Origin of the sequence: Ensifer adhaerens, from assembly GCF_028993555.1 — a bacterium.
In the GTDB taxonomy this organism is placed as follows: Bacteria; Pseudomonadota; Alphaproteobacteria; order Rhizobiales; family Rhizobiaceae; genus Ensifer; species Ensifer adhaerens_I.
The window spans coordinates 1,250,991-1,265,873 of the sequence record NZ_CP118611.1 but is presented as its reverse complement, the minus strand read 5'-3'; the positions used below and the strand labels follow the sequence as shown (position 1 = coordinate 1,265,873).

Genomic DNA, 14,883 nt, shown 5'->3' with positions numbered 1-14,883 from the left:
ATCAGCCAATCCTCTTGCGGGTACTGCGGGCGGCGAGCGCAAAGAAGACGCAGCCGATCAGGAGCATGACGGCGATGGCGCGCGTGAACATCGGCCAGATGTCGCCGGCGAGAAACACGGTCTGCAGGCTGGGGATCAGGTAGCGCGCCGGCACGATGAAGGTGATCCATTGAATGACCGTCGGCATCGAATTGATTTCGAAGAGAAAACCCGAGAGCAGGAACGCCGGCAGGAAGGCCGAGATCAGCGCGAGCTGCGAGGCGAGGAACTGGTTCTTTGTGGCGGCCGAGATCAGCAGGCCCTGTCCGAGCGCCGGCATCAGGAAGGTTGCCGAAAGCGCATAGAGTGCTGCGACCGATCCGCGGAAGGGGACGCCGAAGAGGAAGACGGCAAGCAGCACGCACAGCGTCATCGACGTGAGTCCAAGGATAAAATAGGGCAACAGCTTACCGGCCAAAAGTTCGGCGGCCGAGACCGGCGTCGCCATCATCGCCTCCATTGTGCCGCGCTCCCATTCGCGGGCAACGACGAGCGAGGTCAGCAGCGTGCCGACCAGCGTCATGACGATGGCGATCGACCCGGGTACAAGGAAATTCCGGCTGGTCAGCTCCGGATTGAACCAGAAGCGTTGTTCCGCGGCGATGGCCGGCGGGTGGCCGCCGCCGTCGTTCAGGCGCTGTCGTTCCCAATTGGCAACCGTCGCCTGAGCGTAGTTCTGAACGAAGTTTGCCGTGTTCGGGTCGGAGCCGTCGACGAGTACCTGCAAGGCGGGATGTCGTCCGGCCGTATGGTCGCCCATGAAGCCGGCAGGGATAACGACGATGCCGCGCACGCGACCGAGCACCAGGTCTTCCTCGAATTCGCGGCGGTCGCGACCAACCGCAACCTGGAAATAGCGTGACGCCTGAAAGCCGGCGGCAAGATCCCGCGTCAGCGGCGCCTCCTCCTCGATGACGAGGCCGATGCGGGTCCGGGTGGTGTCGAGCGAGACACCATAGCCGAACAGAAACAGGAGGATCAGCGGCAGCACGAAGGCGATCAGGATGCTGCTCGGATCGCGGACGATCTGGTAGCTTTCCTTGCGCACGAGCGCGCCAAAACGCCTGATGCGGGCGGACCGGCCTTCGGTCGTGGAGGGCTGTGCGGTCATGCGGCCTCCGTCTTCTCTGAGCCTTGGACGAGGGCGATAAAGGCATCTTCCATCGTCGGGTCAGGAAGCTCGGCGCTGGCAACCTGCGCCTTCAATTCGTCCGGCGATCCGAGCGCGATCGAACGGCCGCGATAGATGAGCGAGATGCGGTCGCAATATTCGGCTTCGTCCATGAAATGGGTGGTAACGAGCACGGTCACGCCCTTTTCGACCAGCCCGTTGATATGGGTCCAGAATTCGCGCCGGGTGATGGGATCGACGCCGGAGGTGGGCTCATCGAGAAACAGCGCCTCCGGCTCGTGCAGTACGGCGCAGGCAAGGGCCAGCCGCTGCTTCAGCCCGAGCGGCAGGTCCTTGGCCGACATGTCGAGCAAGCGGCCGAAGGCGAAGATGTCGATCATCAGCTGGATTCGTTCGCGCTTGCGCGGACCGGAAAGTCCATAGACGCCGGCGAAGAAACTGAGGTTCTGCGCGACGCTTAGGTCGCCATAGAGCGAGAACTTCTGCGCCATGTAGCCGAGCCGGTTGCGGGCCTCCGCCGCGTCGCGGCGCAGGTCGAAGCCGGCAACGCGGCCCTCGCCGGCGGAAGGTTTCAACAAGCCACAAAGCATCTTGAAGGTCGTCGATTTTCCGGCACCGTTCGGGCCGAGAAGTCCGAAGATCTGCCCGCGCGGAATGTCGAAGGTGATGTCGTCGGCGGCGGTGAAATCACCGAAGCGTTTCGTCAGACCGTGGGCCTCGATGACGGGTTTGCCGTTCTCGATTTTAAAGGGTGTCTGGGTTTCCGCCAGCTTCGAGTGGCCACCCGGCCCACCGCCGAGCATGTCGATGAAGGCATCCTCGAAGCGGGGCGGTGTGGTTGTCACGTCGGGCGGTGACGAGCCGTCGTCCGGTGACGGCGGTTTGGTGTCCGGCTTCATCACCAACCGGATCGCTTCGCCCTGGATGACACCGTCGACGACATCGGCGTCATCGAGAAAGCGCGCGAGCTTCTGGCGTCGCCCGTGTGCGACGCCGGAAACCTTGAAGACGCGGTCGGCGACCCGGGCGGTGAGATCAGCGGGGCTGCCGGCAAAGAGCAGCTTGCCCTCGTTCAGCAGCAGAACGCTGTCGCAGGCCTCGGCTTCGTCTAGATAGGCGGTCGACCAGACGACGCCGATCCCCTCCGCCGTCAGGTTCTCGACCATCTTCCAGAGGTCGCGGCGGGAGATCGGATCGACGCCCACACCCGGTTCATCCAGGAGAAGCAGGCGAGGTTTGCGCAGCAGGGCGCAGGCGAGGCCGAGCTTCTGTTTCATGCCACCGGAGAGTTTGCCGGCAAGCCGTTCGGTGAAGCGCTTGAGGTCGGTGAATTCGAGCAGTTCATTGAAGGTCGCGGCACGCTCGGCGAGCGGCAGGCCACGCAGATCGGCGTAAAGGTTCAGGTTCTCCTGGACGGAGAGGTCTTCATAGAGGCCGAAGCGCTGCGGCATGTAGCCGATCGCCGCCTGGATGTCGGCGGCATTGGTCACGGTATTGAAGCCGAGAACCTCGACCTTTCCCTCGTCCGGCACCATCAGCCCGGTCATCAGCCGGATGAGCGTGGTCTTTCCCGCACCATCAGGGCCGACGAGCCCGGTGATCCGCCCGCCGAGGATTTCGCCATCGATGTGGTCGAGCGCCGGCGGGGCATCGCCGAAGCGCTTGACCACGTCCGCGATCCGGACGAACGGTGCGGCGTCGTTCATTGTCTTGCCTCTGTGGTGTCGGGCAGGTGCACCGTCACCGGCATGCCCTGCCTGAGATCGGCACCCGGCTTGTCGACCACGATGCGCAGACGATAGACGAGATCGGTCCTGAGTTCCGGCGTTTCCACCGACTTCGGGGTGAACTCGGCGACGGGCGAGATGAAACCGACCGTCGCCTTGTAGGGGCGATCCGGCGCACTGTCCGACGTGACTTCGACGGCCATACCTGGATGCACCCGGCCAAGATCCGGCTCTGCGACATAGGCCCGGACCCAGACCGGTTCGTTGAGAGAGACGACATAGACCATATCGGACGGCGCGACGATGGCGCCGACTTCGCGTACCCGGGATAGAACCGTGCCCGCGCTTGGCGCGAGCAGGCGTGTATCGCCAAGCGACGTGCGGGCGCTTTCGAGCTTGGCTTCGGCCGCCAGCACTTGTGCTTGAGCTGCCTCGATGTCCTCGATCCGGCTTCCCTCTTCGATGAGCGCCAGTGCCTCGCGGGCGGAGGTGGCGCGCGCAGCCGCAGCAGCTCTGTTGGCGCTTGCCTCGTCGAGGTTGGCCTGAGAAATGGTGCCGTTCGGACGCAATTGCCGCGCGCGCTCATAGGCCAGGTTTGCGTTTTCCAGGTCCGCCAGACGTTCCTCATGGGTGGCCCGCGCCTGGGCGATTTCGGTTGGTCGTGCGCCTGCTTTCAGCTTGGCAAGGTTGGCCTTGAGCGCGCCGAGTTCGGCTTCGGCTGAGGCCACCGCCTGTTCGAAGGGAACGGCATCGAGCGTCGCAAGGACATCGCCCGGCTTCACCGCGTCGCCTTCGTCGACGCCGAGGCTGGCAATACGGCCATTGACGCGGAAGCCAAGGGAGACCTGGCGGATGTCGATGTTACCGTAAAGCACCGAGGCTCGCTCCGGGCCGGTCCAGCCGAGCCGCTGAGGGACACCGAACCACCAGGCACCGGCCGCGGCGCCGGCGAACAACAGAAGGACGATTGCCGGCTTGTTCATCGTTGGCCCTCCTTCTTGCCGCCAAGTGCGGCGACAAGCTCGGCGACATGGCGACGCAGGGTGTCGAGTTCGTCGGGGCCAACGGCCTGCCAGCTCATCTGGCGAAGCATGGCCGCATGGGCCATGCGGAACACGAGAATGCTGCCGACGAAGGAGAGGGTCTTCAGCCGAACGTGTTCGGACTGTGGTGGCTCGTCGAGAATGGTCGCCACCAGCCTGCCGGCCATGCCGATCATCGGGCCCATGACATTGGCGTAGACCCGCTCGAATGCCTCGGTCGGTTCCATCTGCTCCCGGATGATGAAGCGCGCCCAGCTCTCGGACTGCCGACTGACGAAGATGGCGACCATGCGTTGCGCCATCTGGGTCAAGAGATCCCGCGCTTCCTCGGGCGACATTGCCTTGCCTTCGCCATCGAGGCGGGCAAGGCGCTCGAGGATCGCAATTCTGAGGTCGCCGACATGGCCGACGATGACCGATGCAAGGTGTTCTGCGGCGGCGATGTAGAGGCCTTCCTTGCCGCCGAAATAGTAGGGGATCGCCTGCAGGTTCACGCCGGCGGTTTCCGCGAGCATGCGCGTGCTGGCACCGTCGAAGCCGTAGCGTCCGAAAACATCGATGGAGCTCGTCAAGAGCTTCTCACGCGTGACGTCGCCGCGGTCCTGCTTGGGTGTTTGGGTGGAGGTTTTGTTTTTCATCATGTCCTTAAATTACATCATTCCATTGATTAAGTCAATCGAATGAATTTTTAAACGATGAGCACGACGGGAGCGGTTCAATTCTAGTTTTGCAGCTGCGGAATACTCCCTTGCTGCCGCTCGGGTCGATGCTGGGCAAGCCAAGCGGGACCTGCATTGGAAAGTGCGCAAGCGGGTGAGGCGCGCCGAGCGACGCGGAGCAAGGCCATCAGTGGCTCGGGCTCATTCCCCAAAAGCTCACCCGATTGATAGACATCAGACCGTGGCGGAAAAGTCTATCGAGATCCTGGTGCCGCGCTCCGGCGCCGTATCGATCGAAATCGTCGCCTGGTGAAGCTCGCTGATGCGCCGGACAATCTTCAGGCCGAGCCCGAGTTGGCCGGAACTCTTCACGTAGCCGAGGTCTTCATGGTGCTCGGGCAGGTCGACGAGCCCCTTGCCATTGTCCTCGACCGAGACCACCGGGCCTGGACCACAGACAAGAATGATGCGTGTACCCGGCGGATTGTGCTTCACCGCGTTCTCGATGAGATTTCGCAGCATGTTCTCGACAAGCGCCGGGATCGCGGTGACCGGCGGCGTTCCTTCGTCGACGAACTCGAGCGACTTGTCGTGGTCGAAGACGAATGGCGCGATCGCTTCCGCAACGGCCGCTCCGATTTGCGACAGGCTTGTGCGTTGGTAGGCGGAGGGATCGACGGCATCGGCCCGCGCCAGGGAGGTGAGTTGCTCGAGAATGTGCGTCAAGGCGTCGAGGTCCCGCTCGGCATTGCGGGCCCTTGGGTCGCTTATGCGGCTCAGCTCCATCTTGGCGATCGACACCGGTGTCCGGATCTCATGGGCGATCGAGGAGGAGAACAGTTTCTGCGACTGGATGAGATCGGCAACCCGCGTGAGCATGCGATTGACTGCGGACACCAGCCGCGCGATCTCCTGCGGCATCCGCGTCAGCGGCAGGCGCGCATTGCCGTCGCGCGGGTCCAGCGCATCGGCTGCCCGGGCGGCCATGGCGACGGGCTTCAGGGCGCTGCGAATGGACCAGATCGTCGCACCGATGACGAGGCAGAACATCAGCGTCATCGGCACGATCATCGAATCGAACATCTCGTGCAGCAGTGCTCCGTATACGAAGCCGTTTGGGTCGTTGAGGATCGCAAGTTCGATCAGCACGGTCGTGCCGCCAATTTCGAAGGTCTGTCCACCTGCGACGCTGAAGGGCTTGCCGGGCGCGATCAGGCGCTTCCAGAACTGCGGCGCATCCACGCCGAGAGGCAGGAAATGTTGGGCGCATTCGCTCGTGCAGTTCGAATAGACGATCACACCCGAGGCCGTACGGATACGGAGGAAGATCGCGCCATTGCCGTCTTGGCGGTCCTCGTAGTGCTCGCGCATCTCGTGGTTGGGTTCGTAGCTTACGACGCCATCGCGAACCTGGACATAGCCAGCCAACTTTTCGGTTTCCTGCTGAAGCATGAGCACGCTCAGCTTGTCGTCGTCGAACCAGTAGTCGGCGAAGACGACGCCGATCTGGATCGCCATGGCAATCAGCGAAAAGGCGATGATGCGGCGGGCGACGATGCCGATCAGCGACGGGTTGCGGGGTTTCATGAGGCACGCCTGAGCAGATAGCCGATACCGCGTACGGTCTCGATCTGTACGCCGGTGTCAAGCGGCTGCAGGCGCTTGCGCACGCGCGACACCGCGAGCTCGAGCGCATTGGGCGTGACCTCCTGCCCATATTCGGAAAGTGCCGTTTCGAGTTTGCGCTTCGGCACCACGCGGCCGACTTCGCGCATCAGGATTTCCATCAGCGAACGCTCTCGCGGCGGCAACGGTACCACGATGCCGTCACAGGTGAGGTCTGCGGTCGCCGGGTCATAGCGCAGTGCGCCGGCCTCCAGAACGGGCTGGACGGCCTGCGGGTTGCGCCTCAGCATCGCCCGGCACCGGGAGAGAAGCTCCCGATGGTGGAACGGCTTTACGAGATAGTCGTCGGCACCGGCATCGAGCCCGGCGATACGCTCGTCGACAGATCCCTTGGCAGTGATGATCAGCACAGGCAGCCCCGGATAGTCGTGCCGGAGGCGACGAAGCAGGGACAGACCGTCGCCGTCTGGCAGGCCGAGATCGAGCAGCACAAGATCGTGCTCTCGCCCGGCGATCGCCGTTTCGGCGTCCGCAACGGTTGAAACGGAATCGAGCCGCCAGCCAGCGTCCCGCATGGTTTCTCCGACCAGTTCTACCAGTCGCGGGCTGTCTTCAACCAGGAGCAGGCGCATTGAATCGTCTCGATATTACAGGGGCCGCTATCGACCATATGGACTTTCGCTTGGGCTGCCAACTCCTGGTCGCAATACCCACCCTCGCGTGCATGAAGCGGCCAATAAGCAATCTTGACGGGGTTTGGACAGCTTGCACGTCGTATCTCGACCGGTGAGGGGGAGGCTGTAACTGAACAGGTGGCCGTATCGCGGTCTCCGCCCCGACTGAATGCCCGCGCCTGCATTGACCATCTCCGGTGGTCGCGCAGTCGCCGCTGGAGACGCCGTTTTGATTTTTACGAGACTTCGCCGGCCAGAGATCGGTAGCATTGCTCTGAGCGCGCTCGTCAGCGCCTATCTGCTCGTTGTCACCAACAATTCCTTCTGGACACACACGGTCGCCTACTTCAACGATTCTGTCGTGGCGCTTGTCTCCTTCAGCGCGGCACTTTGCCTCCTGACCTTGGCGGGTCTTACGATCGCTTCCGTCAGATATGTGATGAAACCGGTGTTGATCTTCTTGATCATGGTTTCGGCGTCGGCTTCCTATTTCATCGACACCTTTGGCGTCATCATCGACAAGGACATGATTGGCAATGCAGCCGTGACGACGCAGGCGGAGGCCGGCCATCTCTTGACCGGTAGCCTGGCGATGCACCTGCTGCTCTATGGCTTGCTTCCCTCATTTCTGGTCATGTGGGTCAAGGTTCGCCGCCGCGCCTTCCTGGCCAATGCCGCGGTCAATCTGGTGGTGATCATCCCCTGCCTCTTCGTCAGCAGCGGGCTGGTCTATGCGAACTTCGCGAACGTCGCCTACGTGATCCGCGAGCACAAGGACCTGATGAAGCGGTTCAATCCGACGGGGCCGGTCTCGGCCGCCGTGCGGTACGCCGCTTCGACCTTCAAGGAGCGCAATATCGTTGTACAGCCGCTCGGCACCGACGCCCGCCAGGGCCCACGGATCGCGGCGGCCGGCAAGCCGGTGGTCGTTGTCGTCGTTGCCGGTGAGACGGCGCGTGCAATGAACTTCTCTCTGAACGGCTATGCGCGCGAGACCAATCCGGAACTGAAGGCGCTTGGCGTGGTCAACTACACCGACACCACGAGTTGCGGCACGGCAACGGCGATCTCACTGCCGTGCATGTTCTCGGTCTATCCGCGCAATGAATACAGCGACTGGAAGGCCCGTTCGACGGAAAATCTGATGAACGTGCTGACGCGTGCCGGCGTCTCGGCCACCTGGTGGGACAACAACACCGGCAGCAAGGGCATTGCCGATCTCATCAGTTTCGCCAGCATGACCAACCAGAAGAACAGCCCCCTTTGCAAGAACGGGGAGTGCCTGGATGAGATCTTCCTCGGCGAACTCGACAAGAAGCTCCAGGCAACCACGTCGAACAGCGTGATCGTCCTGCACCAGCTCGGCAGCCACGGGCCGTCCTATTATCTGCGTTACCCCGAGAAGTTCCGTCGGTTCACGCCGGATTGCCGGACGCCCGAACTGATGAAGTGTTCGGTTGCGGAAATTACCAACGCCTACGACAATTCGATCCTTTACACCGACTACGTGCTGGCAAGTGTTGCCCGTCTGCTGGAAAAGCATCAGGACCGCGTGGCGGGCGCGATGATCTACATGTCCGACCACGGCGAGTCGCTTGGCGAAGACGGCATCTATCTGCACGGTGCGCCTTACGCAATTGCGCCGCGGGAGCAGACGCAAGTACCGTTTGTCGCCTGGTTTTCGAAGCCCTATCAGGCAGCCATGGGGGTCGATACGGCCTGTCTCGCCAAGGACACGGCGCAGCCGAAGTCGCACGACAATCTCTTCCATACCGTTCTCGGCATGATGAACGTCGAGACGAAGGTCTACAAACGTGACCTCGACGCTTTCGCAAATTGCACGCGGAAGCCGGCCGGCGGTCCGGCGTTCCAGTCGGCGGACACCACAAACGATCTGCCGTCCAATGTGACGCGTCCCGTCGCCCTGCCGGGCGAACTCTGACCGCAATTGCGACCGGCCGTCGCGATTTTTCCAGGTTCTCGGAACAAAAGCGCCTCACGGACGCTTCCTAGCTTACATGTCCTCGATTCCGCGCGGACGGTCGGCGACCCCTTCCTGCCATATCCGTCCGGTGGACAGAGGCGCCAATCCGCACGCAGGAGGATCAGATGCGCGTCGTCGGTATACAGGTTTCCGTGGAAAGAGCCGGTCGAGCCGGATTTAGCATCGAGTTTGTCGGCGATGGCGGCGAAGTGGTGTCCGTGCTGTGCCCGCAGGATGATGCTGGCTCCTTGAACCGGCTCAATGCCATCGCCAAGGCAAAGGATATGCTCAGAACGGCACTCGCGGCAGATGAAGCGTTACAGGCCGTGGGCGGCCAGAAGGGTTCACTTCGGGGCCAGCTTCCGAATGCACGTCGGGCGCACGATCGGGACGCGATGGAAGAGCAGCTCGAAGAGGGGCTCGAAGATACGTTTCCGGCGAGCGACCCGGTATCGATCGCCACTTCGACGATCGCAAGGGGCCATTCCCACCGCTGAGGACTCAGAGACGATGCCGCTTGGCGCTCCACAGGCGGCGAACATGCCTTTCGCGATCTCGTTCGAAAGCGCACCTCTGCCCAGTTTCGGCCACCGCTGCGGACTATCGCAAAATTGTCGGGCACTTTGACGTGAGTCGGTTGTTTCGATCGATATCGCGCGCATACGTTTCGACGAAAGACTTGTTATAGTGTTTTGATTTATCGATATTTTCCCTTGGATCAGCCCGGTTCAAGGGTTCGATGCATGTGTGGAGAGTAGACGCATGGCCGTCCGGCAACTCACCTTCGCTATCGGCGACATTCATGGTTGCCTCGACCAATTGCGCTTGCTTCTGCAAGCGATTGAATCCTATGCGCCGGCCGGCCGGGTGATCTTTCTCGGTGACTTGATCGACAGGGGGCCGGATAGCCGCAGTGTCGTCGAGTTCGTCATGGCTGGCCCGTCCAGGCCCGGTTGGAGCTGGCTGACACTCAAGGGCAACCATGAAGAGATGTTGTGGGGCGCCAGCAGCGGCGAGAGCGACGTTGATTGGTGGCTCATCAACGGCGGCCAGGAGACGCTGGTCTCCTATAACGGCGTCGTTCCCGGTCGGCACCTGAAATGGATCAAGGAGCTTCCCACGATCCTTGTCGAACGGCACCGCATTTTCGTGCATGCGGGTGTCGACGAGACGCTGCCGCTGGAGGAGCAGGGCGACGAAATCTTCCTCTGGATCCGGCGGCCCGAGGACTATTCCGGCGAGTACTGGGGAAAACATCTCTGCCATGGGCATACACCCAGCACTGCCAATCCGCGCACGATCGGAAACCGGACCAACGTCGATTCCGGTGCCGTCTTCACTGGCGTTCTCTCCTGTGCCGTCTTCGATGACGATCAGCCCGGTGGACCGATCGATTTCCTCATGACGACGCAAATCCAGGCCGCAAGCTGAGCGACATCGCTGGCGGACGCGGCGCAAATGTCATTGTGTGTCCGGCCGTCCGGTAGTAGGTGTGCCTTCTCCATAGGGCGATGTTGCTGCCGCCCGTTTCATCATCTCAGGGGATCGCATTGGACGCCGCGCCTTCATCCGTATTCACGAAGAATTTTGCTGCCCTGCTGTTCGATATGGATGGCACCCTGCTGAACTCCATGGCCGTGGTCGAGCGCGTATGGGGCGCCTGGGCGGTGCGCAACGGGATCGACCCGATCGAGTTCATCAAGACCGTTCATGGCGTGCGCGCCGTCGATACGATCCGCAACCTCGAACTGCCCGATGTCGATCCGGAAAAGGAAGCCTATGATCTGGCGCTCGCCGAGATCGCCGACGTCGAGGGCATCGTCGAAATCCCCGGCGCCGTCGCCTTCCTCAATTCACTGCCGGCGGAGAAATGGGCGATCGTCACGTCCGCACCACTGGACCTGGCTGTGCGCCGCCTTGCCGCTGCCGGTATCCCGACGCCGCAACTGATGATTACGGGCGAAGATGTTTCGGCCGGAAAACCCGATCCCCAGGGATACCGGATGGCGGCCGAACGTCTGGGCGTACGACCGGAGGACTGCCTGGTCTTCGAAGACGCGCCCGCAGGCATTCTGGCAGGCATTGCGGCCGGCGCCGACGTCATCGTCGTGACCGGCGCGCACGCGGTTGCGGAAGGTACTCCGCACCTGACGCTTGACCGCTATCACGAGATCGAGGTGGAACTCGCCAGCGACGGCATGCTGTCGCTGCGTCAAACGTTCTGAATGCTTGAAGTAAGCCGAAGGTCGGCGACGGCCTTCGGCTTCCGATTTGCTTCAGGCGTTGAGCCAGCATTTCGTCAGAGCGTGGCCGCCCATCAGTTCGCCGTTCGGATCATCGACCCAGCCACCAACCTTGTCGCTGGTAGCGTCGATGTAGTTGTTGAACATCGGCACGATGACGCCGCCTTCGTCCCGCAGGATCATCGCCGCCTGGCGATAGAGCGCCTTGCGCTTGGCCGTGTCGAGCTCTCCGCGCGCCGTGAAGATCAGCTTGTCGAAATCGTCGCGGAAGAAGCGCGTGTCGTTCCACTCTGCCTTTGACAGGTAGGCGATGGAATAGACCTGGTCCTGTGTCGGCCGCCCGGTCCAGTAGGACATGCTGAAGGGTTGCTTGTTCCAGACGTCCGACCAGTAGCCGTCGCCCGGTTCGCGCTTCAGGTCGATAGTGATGCCGCATTTGGCCGCGCTCATCTGGAAGAGCTGTGCTGCATCGACAGCGCCGGGGAAGGCGACATCCGAAGTCCGGAGCAGAACCGAGCCGCTGTGGCCGGACTTCTTGTAGTGGAACTTGGCCTTGTCCGGATCGAACACCCGCTGTTCGATGTCGTTGTCGAAGAGCGGATAGCCCTTGATCATCGGCGTGTCGTTGCCGACGGCGCCGTAGCCGGCGAGCACCTTGGCGACCATCTCTTCGCGGTCGACGGCGTATTTCAGCGCCAGGCGCAGGTCGTTGTTGTCGAAGGGCGCCGTGTTGCAGTGGGCGATGAAGACGTAGTGCCCCTTGCCCGGCACGTTGCGAATGACGACGCCCGGCAGGCGCTGGATCAGGGACACGACCTTCGGTTCGATGCGGTTGATCATATGGATCTGGCCGCTCTGCAAGGCGGCGGTGCGCGCCGTCGAATCGTTGATGACGGCGATTTCGATCTGGTCGGCATGGCCGCGCTCGGCGGAGCCCCAGTAACCTTCGTGGCGTTCGGCGATGTGTTTCACGCCTGGCTCGTTGGAGACCACCTTGTAGGGCCCGGTGCCGATGCCCGCCGTCGGATCGTCCTTGCCACCGTTCGGTTGGATCATCAGGTGATAATCGCTGACGACATAGGGCAGGTCGGCGTTCGGTTGACGCAGCGTGATGACGACACTATCGCCATCGGCCTTGATCGTCTCGAATTCCTGGACGAAGGGCAGGGCCGCCGATTTGGAATCGGCGTCGCCGTGACGCTCAAGTGTCGCCACCACGTCGGCCGGGGTCAGTTCCTTGCCGTTGTGAAAGGTGACGTCCTTGCGGATCTTGAAGCGCCATGTCTTGGCGTCGGGCGTTGCCTCATAGGATTCGGCAAGCCGGTATTCGATCTCGCCGGCTGGCGACACTTCGAGAAGCTGCTCTCCCCAGCAGCGCCCAAGTGTGTAGGGGACCTGGCTTGCCCAGGTCGCGGGATCGAGGCTGTTCGTCGATTCCCCACCGACGAGGCCGGCCTTCAGTGTTCCCCCTTTGACAGGCCCGGCCGCTCGGGCCGCGTGGCCGAGCAGCAGGTTCGCCGACGCGACGGTCACGCCCAGCGCTGCGGCGCGCCCGAGAAACTCCCGTCGCGACAGCCGCCCCGCGGCCACCTGTTGGCTCATGAATTCCAGTTCTCTTGGCATGGCTCACTCCCTCCCTTGTAAGACCCGCCCGGCGCACCGGTATCGTTGCAGGATATTGGAGGCAGATATCGCGTCTGGATTCTTGCGGCGCGACAGTTGGTGCCGCAGATCGACTTGAGAACGTCGTATCTTCGACTACTCGCACCGTTGACGGAGAGGGGCGGGTGTCAGCCCTTGCTCGCATAGCGTTGCAGAACGGCAGAGATATCCGGCTCGGTCTTGTCGATGTCGAGTTCGGCGCGCAGTTCGACGGCGTGGAGATGCTTGAGCATGATCCGCTCTGCCGTGGCGGTGTCGCGCGACTGCAGCGCGCGAATGATCCTCACATGTTCGTCGACGGCGCATTCAGGAGAATGCAGCCGCGCGAAACGCGCAAGGATCAGCGAGCAGCGCGAGACGATCTCGCGGACAAAGCGTGCCAGGGCCTGAGAGCCCGTGAGTTCGGCAAGCAGGATGTGGAATTCGCCTGCAAGCCGGATCGAAAGCGGGCCGTGATCGGAAAGTGCGGCCTCTTCCTGCTTCACGTGCTGCTCCAGCCGCTTGACGTCGGCGCTGCCGAGATCGGCCACCAGCCGCCGGATCACCTCGGCCTCCAGCATGCGCCTCAGCGCGAAGATATCGCGGGCTTCCTCCAGCGTCGGCTCCGCTACGCAGGCGCCCTTGTTCGCTCTGAGATCGACGATGCCCTCGGCGTTCAGCCGGACCAGGGCCGCGCGAACGCTGGTGCGGCTGACCTTGAAATGATCGGCAATTGTGTCTTCGGAGAGCTTTGTTCCCGGTTTCAAGGCCTGCTCCAGGATCGCCTGGCGCAGGAGCTTGTAGACGACGTCGCTGCGGCTCGGTTTCTCAGACAAGGTTGCCTCCCCTCAACGGGCTGATCGAGTATTGGCCGAGCATGCCCTGCACCTCGATAGCGCCCGAATATTTCGTCGTCAATATTGTATACAATCATGTTGATGTTTGTATTCGTCTATCGTATGCAATTGATGACGCTGACAATTAGGGGTCGGTGTCGATCGGTTCGGGAGGAGGCGTGCGATGAGGACCGCACGACCAGGACCGGCCAGGACAAGGAAAAACCAAAGGGAGGGAATTCATGAAAAACAGGATCCTACAGCTTTGCGCGACCGTTGCCGGTATTGCCGTCGGGCTTGTGGCCGCAACGTCTGCGAACGCGGCGACGACGCTTGAAACGGTCAAGGCGCGCGGCAAGCTGATCTGCGGCGTCTCGATGAGCACGCCCGGTTTCGCCACCGCGGATGCCAAGGGTCATATGGGGGGCTTCGACGTCGACGTCTGCCGTGCCGTGGCCGCTGCCGTTTTCGGCGATCCGGAGAAGGTCGACTTCGTCCTGACCAATATCAACACGCGCTTCCAGGCGCTTCAGTCCGGCGAAATCGACATGCTGTCGCGCCAGACGACGCTTACCTTCTCGCGCGAAGTTTCGCTTGGCCTCGATTTCGGACCGACCGTCTTCTACGACGGCCAGGGTCTGATGGTGCCGAAGTCGCTCGGCGTCAACAGCGCCAAGGAACTGACGGACGCGGCGATCTGCACGCTGCCGGGCACGACGACGGCGCAGAACCTCAGCGACTTCTTCCGCTCGATCGGCGGCAAGTTCGAACTGGTCGTCTTCGAAAACCCGGACGAAAACCGCAACGCCTTCTTCTCTGGCCGTTGCGAGGCGATCTCGTCCGACCGTTCGGATCTGGCTTCGATCCGTGCCGTTGCCAACAACCCGGATGATTACGTCGTTCTGCCGGAAACCATCTCCAAGGAGCCGCTGGCGCCTGCTGTTCGCCAGAACGATTCGAACTGGCGCGACATCGTATCCTGGTCCGCCTGGATGCTGATGGCGGCCGAGGAGCGCGGCATTACCCAGGCCAACGTCGACGAGATGGCCAAGAGCGAGGATCCGGAGATCCAGCGCATGCTCGGCGTCAACGAAGAACTCGGCAAGATGCTGAACCTCGACAACAAGTGGGGCTACAACATCATCAAGGGCGTCGGAAACTACGGCGAAGTGTTCGAGCGCAACCTCGGCACCAAGACGGCTCTTGGTCTGACGCGCGGTCCGAACACGCGCTGGAGCGAGGGTGGCCTGCTCTACGCACCGCCGTTCCGTTGACGATT

At 62.2% G+C, this 14,883-nt stretch carries 13 protein-coding genes; 5 read left to right on the top strand and 8 right to left on the bottom strand.

Going from position 1 to position 14,883, the window contains the following annotated elements; all coding sequences use genetic code 11:
- Position 1: 1 nt before the first annotated feature.
- From PWG15_RS25965 to PWG15_RS25940, 6 genes are all read right to left on the bottom strand, one after another.
- On the bottom strand, positions 2 to 1,150 hold the full coding sequence (locus PWG15_RS25965) for an ABC transporter permease (protein WP_275026992.1): 1,149 nt from the start codon (positions 1,148 to 1,150) through the stop codon (positions 2 to 4).
- Positions 1,147 to 2,877, bottom strand: coding sequence for an ATP-binding cassette domain-containing protein (locus PWG15_RS25960; RefSeq protein ID WP_275026990.1), 1,731 nt, complete (start codon positions 2,875 to 2,877; stop codon positions 1,147 to 1,149). Before PWG15_RS25960 ends, PWG15_RS25965 begins: the two co-directional genes overlap by 4 nt.
- Positions 2,874 to 3,881 carry a secretion protein HlyD gene (gene hlyD / locus PWG15_RS25955; RefSeq protein ID WP_275026989.1) on the bottom strand — a complete coding sequence of 336 codons (1,008 nt, stop codon included), beginning with the start codon at positions 3,879 to 3,881 and terminating at the stop codon, positions 2,874 to 2,876. Before hlyD ends, PWG15_RS25960 begins: the two co-directional genes overlap by 4 nt.
- Positions 3,878 to 4,582, bottom strand: coding sequence for a CerR family C-terminal domain-containing protein (locus PWG15_RS25950; RefSeq protein WP_275026988.1), 705 nt, complete (start codon positions 4,580 to 4,582; stop codon positions 3,878 to 3,880). The genes hlyD and PWG15_RS25950 overlap by 4 nt, the downstream gene beginning before the upstream one ends.
- Before the next feature lie 252 nt (positions 4,583 to 4,834).
- Positions 4,835 to 6,187 (bottom strand): sensor histidine kinase, encoded by a 1,353-nt coding sequence (locus tag PWG15_RS25945; protein ID WP_275026987.1) that lies wholly within the window; start codon positions 6,185 to 6,187, stop codon positions 4,835 to 4,837.
- A complete protein-coding gene (locus PWG15_RS25940; protein WP_275026986.1) occupies positions 6,184 to 6,858 on the bottom strand; it encodes a response regulator transcription factor in 675 nt (224 codons plus the stop codon). The genes PWG15_RS25945 and PWG15_RS25940 overlap by 4 nt, the downstream gene beginning before the upstream one ends.
- A gap of 271 nt (positions 6,859 to 7,129) precedes the next feature.
- Between PWG15_RS25940 and PWG15_RS25935 the strand changes: the two genes are divergently transcribed.
- From PWG15_RS25935 to PWG15_RS25920, 4 genes are all read left to right on the top strand, one after another.
- Positions 7,130 to 8,842 carry a phosphoethanolamine transferase gene (locus PWG15_RS25935; RefSeq protein ID WP_275026985.1) on the top strand — a complete coding sequence of 571 codons (1,713 nt, stop codon included), beginning with the start codon at positions 7,130 to 7,132 and terminating at the stop codon, positions 8,840 to 8,842.
- A 167-nt stretch (positions 8,843 to 9,009) separates the two neighbouring features.
- Complete coding sequence (locus PWG15_RS25930; RefSeq protein WP_275026984.1) at positions 9,010 to 9,381, top strand: hypothetical protein; 372 nt, start codon at positions 9,010 to 9,012, stop codon at positions 9,379 to 9,381.
- 265 nt (positions 9,382 to 9,646) lie between these two features.
- The gene (locus PWG15_RS25925; RefSeq protein WP_275026983.1) at positions 9,647 to 10,315 is read left to right on the top strand and encodes a metallophosphoesterase family protein; all 669 of its coding nucleotides are present in this window, start codon (positions 9,647 to 9,649) and stop codon (positions 10,313 to 10,315) included.
- Between the two features lie 80 nt (positions 10,316 to 10,395).
- Positions 10,396 to 11,109, top strand: coding sequence for an HAD family hydrolase (locus PWG15_RS25920; RefSeq protein ID WP_425536820.1), 714 nt, complete (start codon positions 10,396 to 10,398; stop codon positions 11,107 to 11,109).
- Between the two features lie 51 nt (positions 11,110 to 11,160).
- On the opposite strand, the gene PWG15_RS25915 is transcribed toward PWG15_RS25920, so the two are convergent.
- Positions 11,161 to 12,750, bottom strand: coding sequence for an ABC transporter substrate-binding protein (locus PWG15_RS25915; RefSeq protein ID WP_275026981.1), 1,590 nt, complete (start codon positions 12,748 to 12,750; stop codon positions 11,161 to 11,163).
- A gap of 167 nt (positions 12,751 to 12,917) precedes the next feature.
- Positions 12,918 to 13,604: a GntR family transcriptional regulator gene (locus tag PWG15_RS25910; RefSeq protein ID WP_275026980.1), complete on the bottom strand. Its 687-nt coding sequence runs from the start codon at positions 13,602 to 13,604 to the stop codon at positions 12,918 to 12,920.
- 242 nt (positions 13,605 to 13,846) lie between these two features.
- On the opposite strand from PWG15_RS25910, the gene PWG15_RS25905 reads away from it, so the two are divergent.
- On the top strand, positions 13,847 to 14,878 hold the full coding sequence (locus PWG15_RS25905) for an amino acid ABC transporter substrate-binding protein (protein WP_057248512.1): 1,032 nt from the start codon (positions 13,847 to 13,849) through the stop codon (positions 14,876 to 14,878).
- Positions 14,879 to 14,883 lie beyond the last annotated feature (5 nt).